This is a genomic window from Peribacillus muralis, assembly GCF_001645685.2.
GTDB classification, from domain to species: domain Bacteria; phylum Bacillota; class Bacilli; order Bacillales; family DSM-1321; genus Peribacillus; species Peribacillus muralis_A.
Map to the genome: position 1 here is coordinate 2,313,862 of NZ_CP017080.1, position 24,881 is coordinate 2,338,742.

Annotated in this window: 22 protein-coding genes and 1 riboswitch; of the genes, 15 read left to right on the forward strand and 7 right to left on the reverse strand. The window is 41.7% G+C overall.

Features of this window, described 5'->3' with window-relative positions:
- Nucleotides 1-325: 325 nt before the first annotated feature.
- Complete coding sequence (locus tag ABE28_RS11275; protein ID WP_064465121.1) at nucleotides 326-2,896, forward strand: helicase-related protein; 2,571 nt, start codon at nucleotides 326-328, stop codon at nucleotides 2,894-2,896.
- A 68-nt stretch (nucleotides 2,897-2,964) separates the two neighbouring features.
- Here ABE28_RS11275 and ABE28_RS11280 read toward each other — a convergent pair whose 3' ends face one another.
- Nucleotides 2,965-3,171, reverse strand: a complete 207-nt coding sequence (locus ABE28_RS11280; RefSeq protein ID WP_064465327.1) for a YqaE/Pmp3 family membrane protein — start codon at nucleotides 3,169-3,171, stop codon at nucleotides 2,965-2,967.
- Nucleotides 3,172-3,419: 248 nt separating this feature from the next.
- Between ABE28_RS11280 and ABE28_RS11285 the strand changes: the two genes are divergently transcribed.
- Nucleotides 3,420-4,085: a hypothetical protein gene (locus tag ABE28_RS11285; protein WP_064465120.1), complete on the forward strand. Its 666-nt coding sequence runs from the start codon at nucleotides 3,420-3,422 to the stop codon at nucleotides 4,083-4,085.
- A 40-nt stretch (nucleotides 4,086-4,125) separates the two neighbouring features.
- Here ABE28_RS11285 and ABE28_RS11290 read toward each other — a convergent pair whose 3' ends face one another.
- Nucleotides 4,126-4,437: a hypothetical protein gene (locus tag ABE28_RS11290; RefSeq protein ID WP_064465119.1), complete on the reverse strand. Its 312-nt coding sequence runs from the start codon at nucleotides 4,435-4,437 to the stop codon at nucleotides 4,126-4,128.
- Between the two features lie 312 nt (nucleotides 4,438-4,749).
- On the opposite strand from ABE28_RS11290, the gene ABE28_RS11295 reads away from it, so the two are divergent.
- Both ABE28_RS11295 and ABE28_RS11300 read left to right on the forward strand, forming a co-directional pair.
- The gene (locus tag ABE28_RS11295) at nucleotides 4,750-5,136 is read left to right on the forward strand and encodes a DUF948 domain-containing protein (RefSeq protein WP_064465118.1); all 387 of its coding nucleotides are present in this window, start codon (nucleotides 4,750-4,752) and stop codon (nucleotides 5,134-5,136) included.
- A 96-nt stretch (nucleotides 5,137-5,232) separates the two neighbouring features.
- The gene (locus tag ABE28_RS11300) at nucleotides 5,233-5,598 is read left to right on the forward strand and encodes a DUF948 domain-containing protein (RefSeq protein ID WP_064465117.1); all 366 of its coding nucleotides are present in this window, start codon (nucleotides 5,233-5,235) and stop codon (nucleotides 5,596-5,598) included.
- Between the two features lie 183 nt (nucleotides 5,599-5,781).
- Here ABE28_RS11300 and ABE28_RS11305 read toward each other — a convergent pair whose 3' ends face one another.
- Both ABE28_RS11305 and ABE28_RS11310 read right to left on the reverse strand, forming a co-directional pair.
- A complete protein-coding gene (locus ABE28_RS11305; RefSeq protein ID WP_064465116.1) occupies nucleotides 5,782-5,973 on the reverse strand; it encodes a DUF3934 family protein in 192 nt (63 codons plus the stop codon).
- 186 nt (nucleotides 5,974-6,159) lie between these two features.
- Entirely contained in the window at nucleotides 6,160-7,491 is a 1,332-nt protein-coding gene (locus tag ABE28_RS11310; RefSeq protein WP_064465115.1) for an oligosaccharide flippase family protein, read from the reverse strand.
- A 357-nt stretch (nucleotides 7,492-7,848) separates the two neighbouring features.
- Between ABE28_RS11310 and ABE28_RS11315 the strand changes: the two genes are divergently transcribed.
- Entirely contained in the window at nucleotides 7,849-8,133 is a 285-nt protein-coding gene (locus ABE28_RS11315) for a hypothetical protein (protein WP_064465114.1), read from the forward strand.
- A gap of 179 nt (nucleotides 8,134-8,312) precedes the next feature.
- On the opposite strand, the gene ABE28_RS11320 is transcribed toward ABE28_RS11315, so the two are convergent.
- Entirely contained in the window at nucleotides 8,313-9,749 is a 1,437-nt protein-coding gene (locus ABE28_RS11320) for an amino acid permease (RefSeq protein WP_064465113.1), read from the reverse strand.
- 178 nt (nucleotides 9,750-9,927) lie between these two features.
- Between ABE28_RS11320 and ABE28_RS25030 the strand changes: the two genes are divergently transcribed.
- Nucleotides 9,928-10,068: a hypothetical protein gene (locus ABE28_RS25030; protein ID WP_156775745.1), complete on the forward strand. Its 141-nt coding sequence runs from the start codon at nucleotides 9,928-9,930 to the stop codon at nucleotides 10,066-10,068.
- Nucleotides 10,069-10,110: 42 nt separating this feature from the next.
- Here ABE28_RS25030 and rocF read toward each other — a convergent pair whose 3' ends face one another.
- Entirely contained in the window at nucleotides 10,111-11,064 is a 954-nt protein-coding gene (rocF, locus tag ABE28_RS11325; RefSeq protein ID WP_064465112.1) for an arginase, read from the reverse strand.
- A gap of 900 nt (nucleotides 11,065-11,964) precedes the next feature.
- Between rocF and ABE28_RS11330 the strand changes: the two genes are divergently transcribed.
- The 6 genes from ABE28_RS11330 to ABE28_RS11360 all read left to right on the forward strand — a co-directional run bounded on the left by ABE28_RS11330 (nucleotide 11,965) and on the right by ABE28_RS11360 (nucleotide 18,684).
- On the forward strand, nucleotides 11,965-12,858 hold the full coding sequence (locus ABE28_RS11330; RefSeq protein WP_064465111.1) for a hypothetical protein: 894 nt from the start codon (nucleotides 11,965-11,967) through the stop codon (nucleotides 12,856-12,858).
- A gap of 273 nt (nucleotides 12,859-13,131) precedes the next feature.
- Nucleotides 13,132-14,754: an amidohydrolase gene (locus ABE28_RS11340; protein ID WP_064465109.1), complete on the forward strand. Its 1,623-nt coding sequence runs from the start codon at nucleotides 13,132-13,134 to the stop codon at nucleotides 14,752-14,754.
- A gap of 100 nt (nucleotides 14,755-14,854) precedes the next feature.
- On the forward strand, nucleotides 14,855-16,087 hold the full coding sequence (locus ABE28_RS11345) for a Zn-dependent hydrolase (protein ID WP_064465108.1): 1,233 nt from the start codon (nucleotides 14,855-14,857) through the stop codon (nucleotides 16,085-16,087).
- A 123-nt stretch (nucleotides 16,088-16,210) separates the two neighbouring features.
- The gene (locus tag ABE28_RS11350; RefSeq protein WP_156775746.1) at nucleotides 16,211-16,411 is read left to right on the forward strand and encodes a DUF3311 domain-containing protein; all 201 of its coding nucleotides are present in this window, start codon (nucleotides 16,211-16,213) and stop codon (nucleotides 16,409-16,411) included.
- Nucleotides 16,408-17,892, forward strand: a complete 1,485-nt coding sequence (locus tag ABE28_RS11355) for a sodium:solute symporter family protein (protein WP_064465107.1) — start codon at nucleotides 16,408-16,410, stop codon at nucleotides 17,890-17,892. The genes ABE28_RS11350 and ABE28_RS11355 overlap by 4 nt, the downstream gene beginning before the upstream one ends.
- A 48-nt stretch (nucleotides 17,893-17,940) precedes the next feature.
- The gene (locus tag ABE28_RS11360) at nucleotides 17,941-18,684 is read left to right on the forward strand and encodes a C40 family peptidase (protein ID WP_064465106.1); all 744 of its coding nucleotides are present in this window, start codon (nucleotides 17,941-17,943) and stop codon (nucleotides 18,682-18,684) included.
- 436 nt (nucleotides 18,685-19,120) lie between these two features.
- On the opposite strand, the gene ABE28_RS11365 is transcribed toward ABE28_RS11360, so the two are convergent.
- A complete protein-coding gene (locus ABE28_RS11365; protein ID WP_180319988.1) occupies nucleotides 19,121-19,495 on the reverse strand; it encodes a Na-translocating system protein MpsC family protein in 375 nt (124 codons plus the stop codon).
- Nucleotides 19,496-19,737: 242 nt separating this feature from the next.
- Nucleotides 19,738-19,879: riboswitch (cyclic di-AMP (ydaO/yuaA leader) on the forward strand.
- A 646-nt stretch (nucleotides 19,880-20,525) separates the two neighbouring features.
- On the opposite strand from ABE28_RS11365, the gene kdpA reads away from it, so the two are divergent.
- Genes kdpA through kdpC form a run of 3 tightly spaced genes read left to right on the forward strand, consistent with a single transcriptional unit; the run spans nucleotide 20,526 to nucleotide 24,845 of the window.
- A complete protein-coding gene (kdpA, locus tag ABE28_RS11370; protein ID WP_064465104.1) occupies nucleotides 20,526-22,199 on the forward strand; it encodes a potassium-transporting ATPase subunit KdpA in 1,674 nt (557 codons plus the stop codon).
- 22 nt (nucleotides 22,200-22,221) lie between these two features.
- The gene (gene kdpB / locus ABE28_RS11375) at nucleotides 22,222-24,261 is read left to right on the forward strand and encodes a potassium-transporting ATPase subunit KdpB (RefSeq protein ID WP_064465103.1); all 2,040 of its coding nucleotides are present in this window, start codon (nucleotides 22,222-22,224) and stop codon (nucleotides 24,259-24,261) included.
- Nucleotides 24,262-24,287: 26 nt separating this feature from the next.
- Nucleotides 24,288-24,845: a potassium-transporting ATPase subunit KdpC gene (kdpC, locus tag ABE28_RS11380; protein ID WP_064465102.1), complete on the forward strand. Its 558-nt coding sequence runs from the start codon at nucleotides 24,288-24,290 to the stop codon at nucleotides 24,843-24,845.
- The last annotated feature ends 36 nt before the right edge of the window (nucleotides 24,846-24,881 follow it).

The following is a 24,881-nucleotide window of genomic DNA, read 5'->3' on the forward strand; positions in this document are numbered from 1 at the left end:
CCGGATCCGTTTGTTAGTTTAAGGAGGTTTCCTTTTTTGAATGGGGAAAGATAGAACCCCTTACTCTATTTTTCGGCTAATTATCCATTTCGTTAAATGCGATATACGTAATGGGGATATAAAATGTATCATACTGTAAATGAATGGATGTGAGCACCATTTTGGCTTACCTGAAATGAAGACCCATTTAATTATCGCTATACATCGATGATGCTGAATTGAATAATGAAGGTAAAAGACTGTATTGCCGTCATGTAAAAAATTGTTTTGGAGAGGATAAAAGTAAGACTACCGTACATACAGGATCATTCAAAAGGGGATCATTATGGGAAAATTAGAAAGTATATATCCTATAGCTATAGAGATTACGAAGGAAAAGATCATCCAGGATATGAATTTTTATTTGGAGAGTCAAGAGTCAATGCCTTCGTTCGCAACATATGCATCAAACAGAGAATCCTTCGTTGAGCAAATATGGCTTAATGTTTGGTTGAATAAAGCATCAAATGATGTACCAAGAAGGGAAAAAAAGGGGTTTCTAAATGAAAGAGGCTTCGTTACGGAAGGTTCAGATCATAAGCTGATCAACAGTATGTTCCGTAATGAATTAAGGACGTATCGTCCATTCGATGCATCAGCGTGGATGAACGAAACCTTTGCTGAAAAACAAGCTGATTGGGAAAAAAGATATAAAGAAGCGAGAGCTGATTATTATAAAAGGCAGGAAGAACAGCGGCTTGCTAAACAACGATGGAAGATACGCATGAGACTGCAGGATGAGGCTAACGCATATTTTGAAGATAAATCCCTTGTGCTCTACTTACAAGTCAGATCTTACATTGCAGGGGTTTTGGCTAAGGATCTTAATAATAAACCAAAATTCCAATATATTGATCCATACCTGCTTGAAGAGCAATTGGTGGAAGAAGGCGGATTTCAGGCAAATGAATACTTGATGGTCACTGATTTCTTTGAAGAGCTGACAGGTGATATCCACTCCTTATTCGATTGGGGAAAGAACCGATTTGAATATGAAAATTACTTTTATCGGTACGAGAGATTCGTATCGGATTTGATTTTGAAAATCGCCCCAGAAAAATATCTGAACCATCTACCTGCTGGCATGCATCATGATTTTTTGGAGTCATTTGGGGAAAGGCTGACATCTCGTGCCTTGCAGGATATTTTGCGAGATGAGTTGGCCGATCTGTCCCAGGCCTGCTTTGATGAACTTCAAGAAGAATACGTTTCCGATTTGTTGAACCTCGAGGGTATTCCCTTTGATGAAACATTACATGAGGAAATCTTCATTAAAGACGAAGCGAATAGAGAAAAAAGAAAAGCTGAAGCAAGGGCGGAACAAGCCAAGAAACAGGCTGAAGAGCAAAGGATGATCAATGACATCATTGGTAAAGCCTATACTCCATCATTAGGAAAAAAGGTAAGCTATATATTGCACATTGGAGATACCAATACGGGAAAGACACATCAGGCACTGCAAAAAATGAAAGAAGCAAAAAGCGGTTTATATTTGGCTCCCCTTAGGCTGCTTGCGCTTGAAGTTTTCGACAAACTGAATGCCGATGGCGTTCCTTGCTCATTAAAAACCGGTGAAGAAGAAAAGGCTGTACAAGGTGCGAACCACACATCCAGTACGGTTGAAATGTTCCATGAAAAAGATTACCACGAAGTTATCGTCATAGATGAAGCGCAAATGATTGCCGATAAAGATCGAGGCTTTGCGTGGTTTCGGGCAATCACGCAAGCAAATGCAAAAGAAGTACACATCATCGGGAGCAAGAATATCAAAATGATGCTTTTGAATCTCCTGGATGAAGCAGATCTGGAGCTCCGTGAGTACAGGCGTGACATCCCCCTTGAAGTGGAACCGCGTGAATTTGAATTGAAATATACAAAAAAGGGGGATGCGCTCATTTGTTTTTCGCGAAGGCAGGTATTGGAAACGGCATCCCGTCTGAAAGAGAGTGGACATAATGTCAGCATGATTTATGGCAGTATGCCGCCTGAGAACAGGAAACGGCAAATAGAAGCATTCAATCGTGGTGAAACGTCGGTTGTCGTTGCTACGGATGCGATAGGAATGGGGCTCAATTTGCCGATCAGGCGCATTGTCTTCCTTGAAAATGAAAAGTTCGATGGGACTCGAAGAAGGAGATTGACGTCACAGGAAATTAAACAAATCGCAGGTAGAGCTGGAAGAAAGGGCATTTATGATACGGGCAAGGTCGCATTTACAGCTGAAATTAAAATCATGAATAAGCTGCTTATACAAGCGGATGAACCAGTTCAAACCTTTACGATCGCCCCAACCTCTGCCGTATTCGAACGGTTTCAAAAATATTACCGGAACTTGGGCACTTTTTTCGAAATGTGGGAGCGGTTCGAGCCACCTAAAGGTACGAAAAAGGCAACACTATCGGAAGAAAAGGAGCTTTACGAGCTGATAAGGGGTACTGAAATCGAAGTTCGTTTTTCTTTGATGGATTTATATGGTTACCTTCATATCCCTTTTTCAACGAAAGAACCAAGTCTCATCAGGCAATGGCTGGAGACGGTCGAGGCTGTTGCCGAGAGCGGTGATCTTCCTGAACCGATCATCAAGACTAGAAATTTGGAGGAGTTGGAGCTTTCTTATAAAGCGATAGGCCTTCATCTCTTATTTTTATATCGGATGGGGAAGAAGACCGAAGCTATTTATTGGGAGCGTATCCGTGAAGAAATCAGCGAGGGTGTCCATGATCAGTTGAAGGATGAAATGTTGAATTACCAGAGAAAATGCAAGCGCTGTGGAAAAAAACTGCCGGACGACTCACGTTTTCATATATGTGATGCTTGCTATCATAGAGGCCATAGGAAGTCACATCGGTTACATTAACCCGATCTCCAGGAAACACGAATAACGTACACCATAGCTGTACGTTATTCGTGTTTCCAAAATGTTGCTTAATCAATTCGTTTCGATTTAGCCAAAAGGGCTGCTTGCTGCCTCATTCGTTTATCCGCTTTTTTATCATGCACCACAAAGAGGGCGTGAATTAATCCAGGGATGTAGAAAAAAAGCGTGAGGATTAAATTGATTACAGCAGATATAGGCTTACCTGCCAGTAATACGGCTAAAGGAGGAAAAAGAATCGCGATTACATATAAAATATTGAACACTCCCCAATAATGATTTTCAGTCTAATTATAACAGGGTCCTTCGTGTTGACAATCTGCATTCTCTTCACTGGGTATCTTCCGGAAGTTAATTTTTCATTAGGATAACCCTTTCAATTCCTTGATAAATATATGCAAGAGGACCAGATTCATTCCTAACCTTGCGTAAGCGACCGAAAGAAAGGTCAAGGAATTTTGACTTTTGTGTTAGAATAATCAGATAAATAACGGATGAAAGCGGGATGTTCATGAGAAAAAAGATCGGCAGTTTGCATGCACACTATTCAAATATTGAATACATAGAAGAAGCATTCTCGAAATTCGATATTGAATGGCTTCATTTTGTGGACCCAGGATTGATGCATCGAGTAGCAACTGATGATACGTTCATGTATGGCGATGCGCAAAAAAGGGTCAAAGATCAAATCGAGTGGATTGCCGCGGCTAATGTGGATATGATCCTGATAACCTGTACGAACTATATTGCATTATTAAACGAAGAATTTTCTTTCACCACGCCTATCATAAAAATCGATGAACCATTTTTTGAGCGGATTTGCCAATTACGGAAGCCGCAAGTCATGCTGTTCACGAACCCTGCGACTGTCGAAGGGACCATGAAACGTTTAGATGATCATGCTATGAGCCATGGGGGTGTTGATGTTGAAATCATCATCATCGACCATGCCTTTGAATGGATCATGCAGGGATCGAGCGAAAAATATAATCAGGAAATCATGAATCGCTTACGGCAATTGACGAACGAAAAAAGACCGATTTCGGTGGCGCAGTTATCAATGGTCAAGGCAGCCATGAACTATGAAAATCAAACAGGATACGCCATTTTAAATCCGCTTCAAGCATTGGTCGATTTCATGGCCACCCGCCTGGAACTAAGGCTATCATGAACAAAGCACTTTCCGTCGGATGATTGATTTTCTATGGCATTTATTGCTCTTTATGGCGGATCTGTTCCCGAATGGCTTCAAGTTCTTCCAAGGATAAGACCTTCAAGGAATTTTTTATTTCCTCCTCGACCCTTTTTCGATCAAGTTCCCTGTATTCGTTCCACCAATCACGCAAACCGTCAGTGTTTTCAAGAAGATACTCAATATCGATCTCTTCTTGCTCATCATCTGCTAAATATTTCATGACCGCGCCCAACAATCGATTGAGTTGGGCTATTTCGTTTTCCATGTCAGGTGAAGCGGCATCTTTCTTTTTCACATCATCTTTAGCTGGTACATTTCGCGTAGCCATGGCAACCTCCTGTTTTTTAGTAATAGTGTGCCTGAAAGAAAGAATTTCACAATTTTTTTTAAAAAAACCTGCCTTGGGGCGGATAACAGCCTAAAAGTTGTCATGAAATAATATAATTACTATTTCATCAAAAACCTCGCTAGAATATATATAATGACTCATCATCCTTCATCTTGTTGCATCACCAGATAAAAAAAGTAGATAGGAAAAACGTAAAAGCTTGGGGTGACTAATAAAGTGTCTATACAAGCATGGACTTAAGGGAATGAAAGAAGGAAGTGGAGCATAAATTTAATTGAAGGGAGTGGATAGATGAAAATGTTCATTAAATTAAGTGTAGCCAGTGTCTCCGGCGCCGTAGTCTATTTGATTTATACTGTCAACCAGACGCTGCGGAAGGGCATGGGAACGCTCGAAGAAACAAATAAAACGCTGGAAGAGGTAAGAAATGCCGTACATGGATTGACAGATGAGTCCAAACAATTGATCCACTCTGCCAACCAAATTACCGCAGATGTAAAAGGAAAGATGGAAAATGTCGACCCACTGCTGGAAACCGCCCAAGACGTAGGCGAAATGATTCATAATGTAACACATTCAATGAAGGAGGCCAGTTTGAATGATTCCAAAAATCGTTTAAGCACTCCTACAGCTCCACCTCAAGCGGAATCAGAGGGCGTCCAAATCAAAATCAAATAAGTTGGCAACATTAAAAACACAAGTCACCCCGGGATCCACTAACATATCCGAACCAGATGCATCAATATAGTAAATTTAGAGGGGGAACTTTTTAGCATGATCATCCAATATAGTGTAGCCGCAATCGCTTTGGCATTCATCTGGCTCGTCGTTTTTTTGATCGGAACACTTCAAAAAGGCATGGTGACGATAGGGGAAGCCAATCAAACATTAGTTGAAGTGAGAAATGCCATCCATGATCTATCAGGTGAATCTAAACAATTGCTGCAAACGGCAAACGAAATCACCGATGATGTGAAAGCGAAAATGAAAACCGTCGAACCGCTATTGGATTCGGCACAGGATGTTGGGGAAGCGATTCATTCCGTTACAGACTCCGTCAAAAAAGCCACAAACGGCTTTCGTACAGAGTTTTCACCGAAAAAGATCAATGCAATCAAAACGAAGAATCAAATCAGGTAAAAATACTATAAAAACGCGAAAGACACTACCGGTATAGGGAGTGTCTTTTTTTTATATTATGTATGATAAAAGGCCTTTTCCCTTGATATTAATCGAGGAATGTCGATTGGACCGATGTCTCTCATACAGATTGCTAACCGCCTGTATGAGAATATGGAACATCATGCTGTCATGCAGCAGCCTTTATTTATCTGCCTTTTCACCAGTCGGGTTACCGGCAGGCTTAGCGTCACTGGAATGCTTGACGCCTTTACTTACATAAGGCTTCGCGCTTTTTTTCTTATTGGCGCCCGTTTTCCAACGATTCCAGCCCTTTTTGCCCGTTCCTGTGCCTGTACCTTTACCCGTACCGCTCTTAGCCTTAGCTTTGCTCATGAAATCACTCCATTACTATTGTATGGCTTGCTTGCAACCATTTTACTTGATTATTACCCAAGTATGTTGAAATATACAGCAATGAAGGCGATATGTACAGGGAAAGGCTCATTTTTTTTGAATGAATCCATAAAAATTTTATGCGTGTTGGTCATAAGGGAGTTCTGCGGCCACATGCCACGTCTCTCACTTTATCGGAAGCGATCTGGTTTTCGTTAAGAAAATGCTTATCCCGATTTTTTTGCAAATGGTCACGTAATGCATGAACGTTAACAGAACTGCTCCTGTATTCATGCCTAAAATGATACCTCCCATATTAAGAGAGGCCTGTGAGCCAAGGATATACATCATTAAAAAGGCAACGATATGAGACCATACCGTATGGATGAAAGCATCCTTCACCAAACCTAGGCCAATGAGATAGGCTTGCATGGGAATGACGAAGAAATGAAAGAGAAAGTAAGGACATAATAACTTTAAATAGTAAGTTGCAGAGGTTGAAGAAAAAAAGAGTGATGTCAATGGTTCGGCAAAGAAATAAATGAAAAATACCGCAGGAACCCCATATAATACGGTAAATGACATCGATTTTTGCAATAATACCCTCAGCTTTTCCTTGTCCTGGTTCTTGTGAGCATTCGAAACATTCGGTATGAGCATGATCATCAGGGAATGAGCGATAAAAGCCGGAAAAAAGCCGATTGTCATCGCAACTCCGGTAAGCATCCCAAAATGCTCCGTAGCCACGACAGCCCCGAATCCTGCCGAGAGAAGTGCTGTATGAATCAAAAATGGCTGAATCGCATTCGTTATCGCATGGAAGATCCTTAATCCCATGGTTGGCAGCGATACCGCCAATAACGTTTGTCGGGCATGCTTACCGGTTGTTCGTGAGTTCGTTCCTCGTGCCATGATCCGCATTTGCAGAATCAAAAGGTTGACCAAGTAAAGAAAAACGATGAACTCACTGCCAATCAATACAAAAAAGGCCATTAACAGGGACTTTTCTTGATTGAAATGGAATAAGTTGAAAATGAAAAAAAGCAAGCCGAATTGAATGATATCTTTTAAAAAGTTGGAAAAGGCGATTTTCCCCATTTGTTGGACTCCCATGAAATATCCCCTGGCAATGGAAGAAAAGGCGACGATTGGGATCAAGGTGATGAGCAGCCATTTAATATAGGGGTGGTAACGGTCCATGATGGATGAAAAAGAAAGGATGAAAGGCATGACCACACACATGATCAAGACGACGACTGCAGCCATTTTAAGGGCATGGACAATTAGGTTGTAATGCATGGCCCGCTTATTTTCCGCAACGAACTTTGAAATGGAAATATGCAATTCAAGGCTGGCAATCACATATATCAAAAAGAAAATGGGCAACAAGGACATATATAACCCCATGCCTTCTTCGTGTAATTCCCTGGCTAGGATCATGTTCACCAAAAACTCGATACATTCACCGAAAAACGCTGCGATAATCAAGATGAGCGTTCCCTTATAAAAAGACTTCATGTTCGCCCACTCCTAACAAGGTGTTTGTATATAGATATGAGACATGCCATGGAATATTCATAGGTAACTCCGGCTGGGGAGATATATACCTCAATTGATTTCAGGTAAATCCGTAAGTTCTCTGTACAGAAAATAAAAAGGAACATGAGAAGGAAGGGTCTTTATTTTTATCCTGAATCATCATCAAAATGCTTCATTCATCCTGTTCCTTCATAAAAAATTCTCGGAGCCTCACTAATGAAAAATTGATCAGCTGTCATTTTGGTAACGGCTTTTTGAGCCTTTTTCAGAAGGGTGACTTTTCACTTTGTAATTAAAGATTTATTTTGCTATCCTGTAGCAGAGGGGATGATCATTATGAAATTCACATCTATTAGTCCAGAAAACATAGATGAATTGTGCATTGCATTTGAAAGCTGTCTTACGAGACATGACATTACATTTAAATATGTCGACATGAGGGAAGAGAATGGTATCATATCATTCATATTTTGCAATGACCCTGAAGAAGCAAGATCTGTTGAATTAGAAGGCAGCCGCTTCATCGGATTGGAAACGGATTACATAGCCAAGGAAATATTGGAGCCCATTCTGCCTAGATTAAAAGAATTTGCAAAAAATAAAAATCATCGATTCGGATGATTTTTTCAAAAGTGAATTTGGCCGAAGCTAAATTTCACCCTTCCTATTAAAATACATGCCAGCTTCCGCACATTGAAAACATAAAGAAACAGCAGGATATGCAAAAAAGAAGAAGTAACCTTTTGTCGGAACAAACAGGTTACTTCTTCTTTTTGTTGACAGCGAATGAAAGAATGATGTTAAATGACCATTTTTTTACCTTCGGTCAATTGCACTTCTTGTTGAGGCGCATTCGCTTTCTTGGATTTTTTCACCTTAAAGTGATACACCGCATAGCAACCGATGAAGAACGCCCCGCCGCAATAAAGGGCCATTCGCTGCTCTGGAACAAATGCCAAACTGATCATGACGATGCAGTTTGTAATTAAAGCAAGGATCGGAATGTACGGGTATAGCGGGACTCTGAATTTGAGGTCTTCTGCCTTGCCGCCTTGGCGGACATAAGCCCTTCTGAAAGCGAGCAGGCACGCGGCAATGGCAATCCAGCCAATTTGCGCCCCAAGCCCTGCCAGCGAGAGAAGAAAAACAAAAACCGTTTTTGCAGCGATTACGCTGGAAAGTAAAGATAATCCAGCAATGGCAAGGGTGATAAGTAAGGCATTGAGAGGAACGCCCCTTTTATTCACCATACCGAGCTTCGGACTGGCCATACCTTCCCTTGATAGCGAGTACAGCATACGTGTCGCTGCATAAAGACCGGAGTTCGCGACCGACAATAGTGCGATTAGAATGATGAAGTTCATGATGTCAGCCGCATAGGGAACGCCTATGCTATCCAGTACAACAACGAAAGGGCTTTCAACGATTCCAGCCTTTTCCCTTGGAATCAGCGCAGAGAGTACTGAAACGGAAAGTACGAAGAAGAAAAGGGTTCTCCAAACCGTTTGTTTAATGGATTTAGGTATGACCTTTTCAGGATTTTCACTTTCTCCAGCAGCGATTCCGATCAACTCTGTGCCCTGGAAGGAAAAGTTCACGGTAATCATCGTGATAAGCAGGGCGGAAAGACCGTTCGGGAAGAGACCTTCATTGAAAAAATTCGAGAAAAACGGCGCTTCTTGTCCGCCCTTCATATCAATAAGGCCAAACATGGCTGCACCACCAACACCGATAAACAGAATGATCGCCAATACCTTTATGCTTGAAAAAACAAACTCCGATTCTCCAAAGGCTTTTGCCGATAAAGCGTTGAGCATGAAGATGAGCAAGGCGAATATTGCACACCATATCCACACGGGTGATCCGGGAAACCACCTTTGCATAAGCTGTCCTGCTGCCAAAAATTCCAAGGCAACGGTAACGGCCCAACCTAGCCAGTATAGCCATCCTATGGCAAAACCGGTTCCAGGACCGATGAATTTGGTCGAGTATGTTTGAAACGAACCGGCGACGGGCATTGCAACGGATAGTTCACCTAGACACAGCATCGTTAAATACATGATCAAACCGCCGACTATGTACGAGAGGATCGCACCAAGCGCGCCTGCTTCATGGATGGTGTAGCCTGATCCAAGGAAAAAGCCAGTACCGATGCATCCTCCAATTGAAATCATAAATAAATGTCTTGCTTTCATGCTCCGTTTTAATTCATTTGGTTGATTTTCTGCTGTTTTCATTGAAAAACTCCTTTACCTGATGGGTGCAAACGGTTTCATTTATGTTAGAACGGTATTGGGGAATATGTGTTTTTCCATGCACATGTATAATAGCTTGCGTTTGAATCTAAGTTGCTGTTGAATTCCCTCGGATAAGAGATCACTTCTGCATTCCGGGTACTGTGAACGATGTGCAGAAATGATATCGATAGTGCCGATCAATAAAGAAAAGGAAGCCAAGCGTCAGGAAATCAAGGATGTAAAATTTGATCCTTCTATGCTCATCCATCAAGCATCCGTACGAAGCATGGGCTTTTTTCAATGGAGAATCCATGAATGAATGCTTACTATATACCTATCGATTGTCCTGCGTTAATTGCCCTTATTTAACATCTGCCAATAAATCAGCTGTGATAAAGTGATCCTCTGCTCCATATAACAATTTTTCGCCAAGCAGTGAACCAATTAAAGCAACTGCCACTTCAGCCGTTTTATTATGCTCGTCCAGAATCGGGTTGATCTCTACAAATTCGGCAGATGTGATGATGGTAGCTTCAGCCAGCATTTCCATCGCTAGGTGGCTCTCGCGGTAGCTGATTCCCCCCATTACAGGTGTTCCCACTCCAGGTGCATCATCTGGATCAAGTCCATCAAGATCTAGAGATAAATGTACATGATCCGTACGTTCCTTCAGGTAGCTAATCGATTCTTCCATCACTCTTGTCATGCCCATTCTATCAATCTCATGCATGGTATAAACCTTAATCCCTTTTTCCCTAATTAACTCTTTTTCCCCTTGGTCCAAGGAACGGGCACCAATGATGACGATATTTTCCGGCTTGACTTTCGGGGAGTAACCGCCAATGTTAGTAAGGGCAGGGTGGCCAAGGCCTAAACTTACTGCCAACGACATTCCGTGTATATTTCCCGATGGGGAGGTTTCCGCTGTGTTTAAATCGCCATGTGCGTCATACCAAATGACCCCTAAGTTTTCGGAATGTTTAGCTAAACCGGCTAATGTGCCAATGGCAATGCTGTGATCTCCACCCAATACTAAAGGAAAGCGATTCGATTGGATGACTTCAGCCACTTTTTGGCTCAGTTTTTCATTGCCTTCTGCCACATCCTGCAGGTTCTTTAAATTTGTGTCTGAATCACTATGTGCTCTTTCTTGTATTTCTACTCTTATATCCCCTTCGTCACGAACAGTATAGCCGATGTTTTCAAGTCTTTCGCTTAATCCTGCATATCTAATGGCACTAGGGCCCATATCTACTCCTCTTCTTGTCTGGCCAAGATCCATTGGAACTCCAATTATTGAGATTTCTTTTTTCATGAGTGACTCTCCCCTTTCAGTTTTCTCCCCTAGTATAAGGGTAAAAGGATCGATGACTCAACTCGACATTTTTTTGAATATTTATACGATTGGGAAAAGGGCGACATCCTTAGGTTGAAATCCCTATTTTCAGATTACGGAGGGCATGGGAATTTAAGGTGAAAACTGGACAAAACAAGGTGAAATCCTAATTATGAAGAGTTTGGAACTTCTAGGATGATTGTTTTATTTTATTCCAAATTGGAAATTTTCAGAGTCTTTTTACAAAAAGTAATGACAGCATTTATTCAGGAATTGATGCAATGTCTCGGAGAAAACATGGAAGTATTTTCAAATTTTATTTAAATATAGTAAAAATAATAAAAAAAAGTGATTTTTCCGCTCATTTCACTTTGCCGGAATAATGATTTTTGAGAATTTTTCTTTAATTAAAAGCAAGGTATGTAACGGAGATATAGTCATTACGAAAAGTAAGAAATGGACAAATGGGCAGAAGCATAGGTGTTAAGACCGAAGCAGTATGTGAACAACTTCCCAATCTGTATGAATAAAGGTTTGATGCTCTTTTGATCGCTTAATTTATTGGTTCCTCTATTTTTTCTCTATTAAAATGTGCAAAAAAATATGAAATGAGAATGTTGAACTGTTCACGGAATAGAGGTTAAAAGGTGGGAATGAAAGATTTTCACAAGTTGTTCATTAAATGGTGTTTATTTTGTTATATGAATAGGAAGGATATCGTTCTACTTTTCTTGTTGATTTTTGATGAAAAAAATTTTTTTCTTCTTTAAAAAATCAGCGTGATTTTTAGATTAACTCTGGCTCACTTTGCATTACCACATTAACGGGATACTTTGATACAATATTTTAATTGAACGTACCGTAAAGGGAGCGATTTATTTGGAAACATTTCAAAGGGAATTGAATCATGATCGAGATGAGTGCAGAAAGATAGAGTGGAAACAGCACCGGCTCCAAGTTACACAGTTATTTGAAGCCGTTTTTTCAAAGGAACCGATGGTACAAAAAGTGGCGATCGTCGGTGCTGGCAATTGCGATGATCTGGATCTGGAATATCTTGCAGCTAGATGCCAATCGATTCATTTATTTGATATAGATCAAGATAGTATGGAAAAGGGTATAAAGGACTTGCCGGAGCTTACACGAAAAAAAATCGAGCTTGTGAAAATCAATGTTACGGGTCTTGATACAATCGGTTTTGAAGAAAATCTTTCCTCGATGCTGAATCGAGGGGAAAAGGCAGGGGAGGTCCTTCGGTATGTAAAGGATGCCGAAACTCGGTTAAGCCTGCTTTCTGAAGATCTTTTCGCTAAGTATTATAATGAATTTGACATCGTAGCGACTTCTGCGATCTACACCCAGCTTTTTTATAACTGGGCATTGGAGTTGCTTACTGAACATGGAGCCAACTATCAGGGAAGCAATATGGAACAGATAAAAGAGGGATTCTTGGATGTAAGGGACGAGATCGTACGTACGTTGACTCACTCCCTGTCCAAATGTATCAAGCAAAATGGATTTTATCTTACCTGGTCGGATATTTTGAAGATCGAGCCTGAGTATGGCGATACCATCAAAGAAGGAATCAATGCCATTTTTGCCTTGGCAGCCAACGTCGGCTACGGAGCCGCTTTGATTGGCCTAAAAGCCTTTATGGAAGAAGTCGATAAAAGTAAGTTATCGCTTCGATATTGGCCGTGGGATTTTAATGCCGATAAACGCTATTTGACTATAGGCATAATTGGCAGGCTGCAAGGAAGCGCGAAGCACTAAAAGTGGATTTTCGGTGGACATAAGCACATTTGCGCTTATGTCCCCTTTTTATTATTCAATTGCCACCTATGGAATGTGGCAGAGAATTTTAAAAGAAGATATGACATTAGTAGATGAAAGGTATAAAAAAACGATAAAAAAATTAACTATTTGTCTAATGATTTCCCAAAGTAGAATAGATAGAATGAAGCTACAGGAAACAGAATATTCGGACAAGTGAGGGGGCAGGTGAAAAAACGGGCATGAGAGAATATTAATGAAAGGGGTGGGATCTTGATAGCTGATATGGTGTTCAGGAACGGAGAGGTCATTACGGTCGATCGGGAAAATTCAGTAGTCGAGGCCGTGGCAGTGAAAGGAAATCTTATCTCGGCGGTCGGAACGAATCAGGAAATGGAGGCTTTTATCGGAGAAGAAACGAAAGTAATTGATTTGCGAGGGAAATCGTTACTTCCAGGGTTCATAGATTCGCATATACACCTTATATTGTACGGTGTCAATCAGTTGGCAGTAAGCTGTAAAGCTGAACATATCGAATCCGTCGCTGACCTGTTAGAGGATTTGAAGAAGAAAGCACTAACAGTCGCAAAAGGGGAATGGATCCGTGCCTGGGGATACAATGAAACAGCGGTGAAAGAAAAACGATACCCTACGATGGCTGAGTTGGATGCCATATCAGTTGACCATCCAATCATGATAACCCGCACATGCAGCCATATAAGTGTGGTGAACCGGAAGGCTTTACAGTTAGCAGGTATTGGTGAAGAAACGGTGAATCCGACTGGAGGAATCATTGAAAAGGATGAGGCTGGCCGGATCACTGGCAAACTCATCGAAACGGCACATATGTTAATGACTGACATGGCAGGTTATACGGAAAAGGAACTCTTGGAGGCAGTGAAAATTGCTTCGGAGCATTTGATAGCTGCAGGCATAACCAGCATTCACGAAGCTGGTGCACATGGACCCGATAGTTTCCGGATCATGCAGCAAGCGGTTAAACAAAACGACATCCGTCTCCGCATATATGCAATGGTCGGTTCATTGAATCAATCCCATGAATTCGTCAAAAAAATGGTGGCTGCAGGAGTCGTGACGGGAACGGGTGACGATAGATTCAAAATCGGTCCGGCAAAATTGTTTACGGATGGCAGCAGCACCGGCCCGACCATAGCTACGCGGGAACCTTATTCCAGTGATCCCGACAATTTTGGCATTCTATATTATACGGAAGATGAAATGTATCGGGTACTGGGTGAAGCACATGATAAAGGCTATCAAATCACCGTGCATGCCCAAGGTGACAAAGCGATCGAAATGTATATTAATTGTGTGGAAAGGGCCTTGAAGGAATCTCCAAGAAAGGACCACAGACATCGGATTGAGCATGCAGGAATATCAACACCTGATTTGCAGCAGAGGATGAAGCAACTTGGCATCATCCCAATCCCCAACCCGCCATTCCCTTTTGAATTTGGTGATATATATATCGAACATTATGGCGAGAGGGTGAACCATATGTACGCCGCCCGTGATTATATCGATAAAGGCATACTTGCTGCTGCTGGCTCCGATGCTCCCGTTACGGATCATAATCCTTTACTGGGCATACACGTAGCAGTCAATAGAAGAAGCAGGTCTGGTGCGAACATAGGCACGGCACAATCCATTGGGGTAAAGGAAGCGATTAGATTATATACGTGGAATGGTGCCTTTGCCAGTTTCGATGAAGCTATCAAAGGCAGTATAGAGGTAGGGAAGCTGGCCGACTTAGTCATTCTTAATGATAGCATCTTGAAGGTCAAGCTCAATGAAATAAAGGATTTAAAAGTGGAAACGACGATTTTGAATGGAGAGATCCTATATCATAGCGAAGCTTTGGTGGAAATAAGATGAAGAGGGAAAAAGTATTTACATCTAAGACCTTCACTTTCGATTTTGTAAATGCGCGCGTTTGAATGATCGAGCATGTAAATCATGAAGGGGGATATTCGCTATGAAAAAACAAAAGGTATTAATTAATGGAGATAGGCTGAGTCATTCACTTGAAAGGTTTGCCGATTTCGGACGCACAACCAACAACGGAGTTACACGTTTATCTCTTTCGGATGAGGATCGGCAAGTCCGTGATTATTTTTGCTCATGCTGCAAGGAATTGGGGATGACCATTCAAGTAGATGATATGGGGAATATTTACGCTACCTTGGCAGGCCTTGAAAACAGACCGCCTATTGTGATGGGATCACATATGGATACCGTTAAAAAAGGCGGGCGGTTTGATGGGATCCTGGGCGTAGCTGCAGGCCTGGAGGTTGTTCGGACTTTGGTGGAGAATGGTATCCAGCCTAAAATCCCGATAATGATCGTCAACTTCACAAATGAAGAAGGAGCCCGGTTCGAACCCTCCATGATGTCATCGGGCGTTCTTTCAGGTAAATTCGAAAAGTCGCTGATGCTGCAAAAGGTGGATAGTGAAGGAACTACCTTCGAGAGCGCTTTGCATGCAATTGGTTATGCAGGGGATGAAGCGGTTCGTTTAAAGGAAGCGACTGCATTTTTAGAGTTGCATATAGAACAGGGCCCCATCCTTGAGCGGGAATCTTTAAAAATTGGAGTCGTGGAATGTGTCCTGGGGATGGTGTGCTATGAGATAGAAGTCATAGGGGAGTCCGATCATGCCGGAACCACACCGATGGATATGAGAAAAGATGCTTTCTTCACTGCCAATAGCTTGATCATGGAGGCTAGGCAAAAGTTAGCGAGGCTTCATGACGAGCTGGTATTCACGATGGGAAGGGTCAATGTATTCCCTAATATCCATACGGTCATTCCGAATAAAGTGGTGTTTTCATTGGAAGCGAGGCATAAGGATTCGAAAGTCATCAAACAGGTTGAGGAAATCATTGCAGGTTTTGCCACAAATGGCTCGGAAAGTGACTGCGACATCCAGGTGAAGAAATTATGGGACAGGAATACGGTTTGGTTCGACGAATCAATATGTGATTTGCTGGAACAATCGACCCTTTCATTAGGTATGCCCTATAAAAGGATGGTTAGCGGAGCCGGACATGATGCACAGTTTATAGCTAGTTATATCCCGACAGCCATGGTTTTCGTTCCAAGTATCAATGGAAAAAGTCATTGTGAAGAAGAGCTTACTGCTTGGGAGGATTGTGAAAAAGGAGTCAATGTCCTTTTGGAAACGGTCCTTAAGCTTCAAGCCAGATAAGATGGTGGCTCAAACTAAAGACTTTGACTGACATTAATGCTTGCCTGCCATCAGTTTTTGGTAATCGCCTATGCTGATGGCGGTTCATCCATGGCAGAAAACGAATTACAGGGAGGGTACGATTTGAATGCTATCAAACTATTGCTTTTTGTTCCTTTTATAGGATTCCTAGGATTATTGCCCTTTGCAAATAAAGTGGAGCCATACATATTGGGAATGCCTTTCTTGTTATTTTGGGTCGCATTTTGGATGGTCATGGCATCAGTGATTTTAATGATTGTCTATAAATTCGATCCCGATAATGAAGGGAGTGACCTCGATTGAACATATCGTTACTCATCATTTCCATCTTCTTGTTTTTAGCTCTATATTTGGGGATCAAGGCTAGAAAAGGGAAGGATATGGATATGGAGCAATTTGCCGTGGGAGGCAGGGGCTTTGGAACCTTCTTCATTTTTTTGTTGATAGCAGGTGAAATTTATACAACCTTCACATTCCTGGGCGGAAGCGGGTGGGCTTACTCCAAAGGGGCTGCGGCTTATTATGTACCTGCCTATATCTTCTTGGCCTACGTCCTCTCATATTGGCTCGTCCCTAAAATCTGGAGATATTCAAAACAACATTCAATCATCTCCCAGCCTGAGTATTTTGCCTCTAAATTCCAAAGCCGGTCAATGGGGATGATCGTGGCGGTACTGGGGAGCATAGCACTCGTCCCGTATATTGTCATTCAGCTTAAAGGGTTAGGCATCATTGTTTCAGAAGCTTCTTATGGAGCCATCACCCCGGTTGCGGCCAGTGTGATCGGCGCCATCGTTGTAACGACATATGTCATGATTTCAGGCATTCATGGCTCAGCATGGACCGCTATCCTTAAAGATTTCATGATTTTGGTGGTCGTGATTTTTTTAGGGATTTACATTCCTTTTCATTACTTCGGAGGCATTCAGCCCATGTTCGAGTCGGTACAGTCCGCTAAACCGGATATGTTGGTGTTGGCAGATCAAGGTTTGAGTCAATCCTGGTTTGTGTCTACCGTTTTGCTGAATGCACTTGGATTTTATCTTTTGCCTCAAACCTTCATGGTCGTTTTATCATCGAATGGAGAGCGAACACTTAGGAAAAATGCCATCGCTTTACCACTTTATACACTATTGCTGCTTTTCGTCTTTTTCATTGGTTTTGCCGCCATCATGGAAATCCCTGGACTGCAGGGTGCCGACGGAGACCTTTCCCTGTTAAGATTGGCGATTCAAACCTTCGATCCATGGGTGATAGGGCTGATTGGAGCAGCAGGATTATTGACAGCACTTGTCCCAGCCTCAGTCATGCTAATGGCTGCCTCGGTTGGTCTGACAAATGGTTTTTTCAAAGTGCTGGTCCCTGCTGCATCTGAAAAGCAGCAATTAGTTGTCTCAAGAATGATCATCATAGCTATCTCGATCATTGCTTTAATTGTAACGATTACAGGCGGTGAAGCGCTCGCCATCCTGAATATCATGTCATATAGCCTCATAACCCAGCTAGCACCTGCCTTGTTTTGCAGTTTACCAAAAAACAATATCATCAATAAATATGGAGCGATGGCAGGGATACTGTCAGGTGTATTGATCGTATTGTATGCGACGATTGACGATGTGAAGGTTGCGACCTTCTTGCCTGATGTCCCACACGTAATCAATGATATTAGTACAGGTGTCATAGCCTTATTCATTAATATGATAATAACGATCATCGTAAGTTCATCGACTAAGCAAATCAATATAAAAGAGACGGAAATGAACAATTTGAATAAGATTTCCTGATTGCAGTGCGTCCATATATGCTGACGGGGAATAGGAGGTGCTTCTGCCTTGTACGGCTCAAAAGTCACAATTATTGAAGAAAGTGGTGAATGGGTAAAGGTAGCTGTTGCCAATCAGCCCACACCCCGTAATGAGGCAGGATATCCAGGGTGGATGCCCAAAAAACAATTAAAGCTGGGGAGAACATTCGAGAAGCAGTATAATCGAGGACTTGCCCTAGTAAAAGCCCCAAAGGCTTGGTTATACAAAGATTCGAAGCATCATTCGAAATTCATGCAAGTCAGCTTCGATACCCGCCTTCCGCTTTTACAAGTGAAAAAGGATAAAGTAAAGGTGATGACACCAGGCGATGGAGTGAAATGGATGAACAAGAAAGACGTTTCCATCCATAAAGGTGAAAGTCAAATACCCTACCCTACAGGTGAGGACATCGTACAATCCGGTAAGGAATTTTTAGGACTACCTTATCTCTGGGCCGGTATGTCGGGGTTTGGCTTTGATTGCTCGGGCTTTACCTATTCGATGTATCATGCCAATGGAATTACGATTCCAAGGGATTCTTCCATTCAAGCGCAATTTGGAAGGAAGGTAGAACGGGATAACCTCCAACCAGGTGACTTACTATTTTTTGCCTATGATAATGGGAAAGGGAAGGTCCACCATGTTGGAATGTATATTGGCTTCGGGAAAATGATCCACTCGCCGAACACCTCTACACATGTAAGGATAGATGAGATAAAAACATCAGGATACGGTGAGGAATATGCCGGGGCAAGGAGATATATTGATTGAATTTCAAAAAAACCTGAGAGCACGGTGCCTCAGGTTTTTTATAGGTGAACAAGGTTTCAGATAACTCACTGACGGATGATAAGACCCTTGACCTTCCATTTCTTTATCTTCCCCGATACATTGAAAAACCGATTCTTTTCTTCATGTCTCATCCTCAACATCTGTTTTCACACGTTTTAGATATTTTGATATACTTTTTATTATGGTAATTATGATTCAATTTATTGTGATGTGAGAAGCATTGATACGAGTCTTCTAAATTACTAGATTCATGTACTACAGTTGTTCATATTAGAAAAACTATCTCTTATTGAAGATGAAAAACTTGGACTTCTGCATGATTTTTTGGTGCGGCACATTGTTGCTTTCTTTATAGGAAGTTCTACTGAAATAATCTTTTTCCTATTTTTTAGTAAAATCGTAACGTAATGAATTTCTACTTGGTCGTTTCGAAAAGACGTTCTAAATCCTTATCCATAATGAAGACTTCAATTCTTTCACCTGTCTTTGTGCTTATGTCACTATGAGATGAAAGAACCTTACATCCTGTATGGTCTTCAACAATTTTTTCGTAATCCTTTGTGTACATTTCACGAAGAAGTGAACGCATTTTCTTAACAAGTTTTTTGCCGGAATTGTGATTTACAAGGTGTTTTTCCTCTACAGTCAAAACGCCCTTGAAACGGGTTATCAACATATCGTTTATAATATACGTTTTAGTTTCCTGAGGCCCTCTTCCTATCAATTCGCGTTGGAATTTAATGAATGCTTCACTTATTTCCGCTTCAAGTCTTTTTTTGGTATTTATCATAATGCCTCCAATTATATGACCAATTTATGGGGTTTATCATAATGCCATGTTTGAGTTTTTGTCAATAATAGAATGTAAAACTTTTTAAAAAAGCGAAATAGTGAGTAATTTAAAGAAATAAAGCTATTTTCTACTTAAATTGGTTAAATATGGCCTGAAATGAACGGATATGTAAGTATTTCGAGAATTATATGAGTTTACAAACCTTTGATGAGGGGCGTACAATAACGTCAAGAAATACAATTTGATATCGGCCAAATCTCAAGTGATTGAGAACGGAGGACCCACTATTTTGGGGGTTAATTCTGCATTTGCAGAAGGGATGAGATACTCTTTCGCCATCCTACCCGTCAGCTAACTTCGTCGGCTAAAGCGAAGGAGGTCATAAGACCACCTTGATTTCGGGAGGCTTTTTTGTTGTGTCAAAGCAAATTGGCAACCTGACATTTCCGTAGGTCTTTTTATTGTGCCTATATTTGAAAAGGTTTCATGGAAGGCGGATCGCAAAGTAAGTGCTATGGCTTGCTGGGCGTTAAGTAGACCAATGATTACTTTTTCTCCATCTAAATGTTTGCGTCTGCATATCATTCTTTTTTTTAGCGTCAAAGAACTTGATGCATAGGAAAAAGTTTGGTTTGTGAAGTGCTGCAACATATGGAGGAAAGTAACCATTGGTCTATTTTTTTATGCTTTTAACCAAGAAAGAACAAGGCAAGGTGTGTTAAGCCAAACGACAATGAACGTAGTCATGGAATCAAGGATTACCGTTGACTGAAGGAGGTGGTCGAGGAAAGAAACAAAACAAAAGCTGGGAAGGGAGTGAAGCGAATGGATGTAATAGCGATTTTCCTAATGGGGATACCGTTCATTCTCTTTTTAGGATTCATTCATTTTTGTAATCATGTCATAGCAAACGAGGGAGAGTAGCGAAATGTTGTTAATGATCATCGTCGGAGGCGTTACGCTGTATTTAATACACGCTTTAATATATCCCGAAAAATACTAATGGGGACCATCGGAGGAATATCAAATGGATCTATTACAAATATTTGTGGTACTGGCAGTTGCAGTGATATTAGCCGTGCCATTGGCAAAGTATTTAACGAGTGTTTATTCCCTTGAAATAACGAAACAAGATTATCTTTTTGGAAAGATGGAAAAACCCATCTTCAAGCTTTCCGGCATAAAGGAAACTCCAATGAAATGGAAGCAGTATGCAAAGGCTCTGTTAATGAGTAATTTAGTGATGTTCTTCCTCTCTTACTTGATCCTTCGTTTCCAAGGGGATTTACCAGGAAACCCCAGTAATGTAGATGGCATGGATCCATTGCTTGCATTCAATACCGCTGCAAGTTTTCTTACGAATACCAATTTACAGCACTATAGCGGGGAATCGGGGCTGTCATATTTATCTCAAATGGCAGTCATCATATTCTTGATGTTCACCACCCCTGCTACAGGTCTTTCAATATGTATGGCCTTCTTTAGAGGGGTGACTGGTCAGAGGAGTTTAGGAAACTTCTATGTGGATTTAATCCGTACGATTACCCGGGTGCTGCTGCCCTTGTCGATCTTGGTTGGTTTGATCCTTGTGTCTCAAGGGGTACCGCAAACATTCGGCCCCACTGCAGTAGCTGAAACATTAGAAGGTGCGACTCAACATATTGCACGGGGACCTGTAGCGGCGCTGGAATCTATTAAGCACATAGGTACGAACGGAGGAGGGTTCTTTGGAGTTAACTCGGCACATCCATTTGAAAATCCTAATGGCTTTACGAATGTGTTGGAAATATTATCTATGTTTCTTATACCTGCGGCCCTTCCGTTGACGTTTGGATATATGGCAGGAAATAAGAAGCAAGGCTGGCTCTTATTTTCTGCGATGGGACTCATGCTGCTTCTATTCTTGGGTATGACTTATGTTAATGAAAAAAATGGTAATCCAGCTTTGGAGCACATAGGCCTTTCCCAAGAATATGGGAGTATGGAGGGGAAGGAGGTTCGTTTCGGCGTGGCTCAGAGTGCATTATTCACCACCATCACTACAGCTGCCACAACAGGGTCCGTCAATAATATGCACGATACCTTAACTCCTCTTGGAAGTATAGCTCCACTGGCGATGATGATGTTGAATTGTGTATTTGGCGGAGATGGTGTGGGGACAATCAATATTCTCATGTATTCAATAATGGCTGTATTTCTTGCCGGTCTTATGGTGGGACGTACACCTGAGTTTTTTGGGAGGAAGATCGAAGGGCCGGAAATGAAATTAATAGCTTTAACCATTCTTCTGCACCCATTGATCATATTAATTCCATCTGCCATCGCTTTAGCGACGCAAATGGGATCGGCGGCTATTTCAAATCCTGGTTTTCATGGAATTTCCCAAGTGGTTTATGAATTTACCTCTTCCGCTGCAAATAATGGTTCAGGTTTTGAAGGATTAGGCGACAATACACCTTTTTGGAATATTTCCACTGGTTTGGTAATGTTGTTCGGACGTTATTTTTCCATGTTCGCCATGATTGCCGTTGCAGGGTCCTTGTGGGTAAAGAAGCCTGTTCCTGAGAGTATCGGAACTTTCAAAACGGATAATGGTATCTTCCTTATCATTCTTTTAGTAACGGTATTAATTATTGGAGCTTTGACTTTCTTTCCAGTAATGGCACTCGGGCCAATTGCTGAATGGCTTACGATTAGATAAATGTTGAAAAGGGGCCTTCCAAATGAGTAAAGAGCGAATAGCAAATGTAAATAAGAACATTGTTTATGAGGCAGGTAAAGATGCATTCAAAAAATTGAATCCAAAAGTCATGGCTCGCAATCCAGTGATGTTTGTTGTTGAAGTGGGATTTTTCATCACCTTAATTCTGTCCATATACCCTGGGGTATTTGGTGAATCTGCTAACAGGGAGTATAACATTGCCGTAACCATCATTTTATTCGCAACGATCATTTTCGCTAATTTTGCAGAAGCTCTTGCTGAGGGACGCGGAAAAGCACAAGCTAATAGCCTCAAAAAGACAAAACAGGATACAAAAGCAAAGTTGATCCAGAAAGATGGTTCCATAAAAATCGTCGATTCCTTTCAATTACGTAAAGGCGATATCGTATTAGTGGAGGCGAACGATTTAATCCCAACAGATGGGGAAATCATCGAAGGGGTGGCTGCCATAGATGAATCGGCAATCACAGGTGAATCAGCTTCCGTAATAAAAGAATCTGGCGGAGATTTCAGTTCTGTAACAGGTGGAACAAAAGTGATTAGTGATTTTATCAAAATTAAAGTCAGTGCAGATCCTGGGGAATCCTTTCTTGATCGAATGATCCATTTGGTTGAAGGAGCAAAAAGACAAAAAACACCGAATGAAATCGCACTGGGTACACTTCTGGTCAGCTTGACGATTATCTTTTTGCTTGTATGTACGACACTTGTTCCAATTGCTTCATATGTAGACGTTACCTTGCCCACCGCTACAATGGTAGCTTTACTGGTTTGCTTGATCCCGACAACGATAGGAGGCTTGCTTTCAGCGATAGGAATTGCGGGGATGGATAGGGTAACCCAATTTAATGTCATTGCGAAGTCGGGAAAATCGGTGGAAGCCGCTGGTGACATCAATACGATCATCCTTGATAAAACGGGAACGATAACACATGGTAACCGCATGGCCTCAGACTTAATACCAGCGAGCGGTATAAGTCAGGAGGAGCTTACCCAATGTGCCGTATACGCATCTTTATATGATGATACCCCTGAGGGTCGTTCCGTTGTGGAATTCGCAAGAAAAATCGGGGTGCCTGAAAATGCGCTGAATAAGGCCGGTTCGGTAGGGATTGAATTTTCAGCTGAAACGAGAATGAGCGGAACTGATTTTTCTGATGGGAAAAGACTTCGGAAAGGTGCAGTTGATACGATCATGAAATATATAGAACATCAAGGGGGAAGGGTTCCAGCCGGTTTAAAAGATGCATGTGATGAAGTGGCTAAAAAGGGAGGCACTCCACTGGTTGTCACAGAGGGAAACCGCATACTTGGAACAATCCATTTGAAAGATACAGTGAAACCAGGCATGAAGGAACGTTTTGAGGAATTAAGGAAAATGGGGATCAAAAGCATCATGTGCACGGGGGATAACCCCCTAACCGCTGCAACCATAGCGAAAGAAGCAGGTGTCGATGATTTCATCGCAGAGGCTAAGCCGGAGGATAAAATCTCCGTCATCAAGCGGGAGCAAGCGGAAGGCAAGCTGGTTGCGATGACTGGAGATGGTACAAACGATGCTCCTGCTTTGGCACAGGCAGATGTTGGGCTGGCGATGAATACAGGAACGAACGCGGCCAAGGAAGCTGCTAATATGGTGGATTTGGATTCAGATCCCACAAAGATCATTGAGGTGGTATCGATTGGGAAACAGTTGCTCATGACCCGAGGGGCGTTGACAACCTTTAGCATCGCGAATGATGTAGCTAAATATTTCGCGATCATTCCCGCCATGTTCATGTTGGCGATCCCTCAAATGAAAGCCTTGAACATCATGGGTTTGGCAACGCCACAAAGTGCCATATTATCAGCTTTACTATTTAACGCAATTATCATTCCATTGCTAATACCATTGGCAATGAAAGGCGTTAAATATGTTCCCATGAGCGCTTCAAGATTGCTGAAGAGGAATTTGGCCCTTTATGGAGTGGGGGGAGTGTTCGTTCCTTTCATTGGAATAAAAGTGATTGATTTACTTCTTGTCGTGTTAAAAGTGGTTTGAACATATAAAGTAGGGGGCGTAAATCCATGTTAAAAAACTTGCGTTTAGTTTTTGTGCTACTTCTCATATGCGGTGTGGCTTACCCGGTTTTGATGACAGGCCTGGCACAGCTGACAATGCCTGCAAAAGCGGAGGGCAGTTTAATAAAGGATCAATCGGGAAAAATGATCGGTTCGGAAATGATCGGCCAATCCTTTCAAGATCCGCGGTACTTTCAAGGACGTGTTTCATCTATTGAATATGATGCAGCCAATTCAGGTACGCTCAACTATTCTCCTTCAAATGAGGAGCTCATTGATCGGACAAAAAAAGATATTTCTAAATTTTTAGAAGAAAATCCTACTATCGATAAAACAGAGATACCTTCTGATTTAATGACAAACTCGGGTTCTGGCCTTGATCCCAATATTTCTCCTGATAGTGCCAAGGTACAGGTTCCCCGAATTGCTCATGAGCGGGAACTGACTATTGAAAAAGTATATCTTCTTGTCGAAAAATATACGCGCAGCCGATCGATGGGCCTTTTTGGGGAACCTCGAATTAATGTTCTGGAGTTAAATATGGCATTGGACCAATTAAAGTGAATTCGCTGCAGAACGATTTTCTCGCCGATTTTTCTA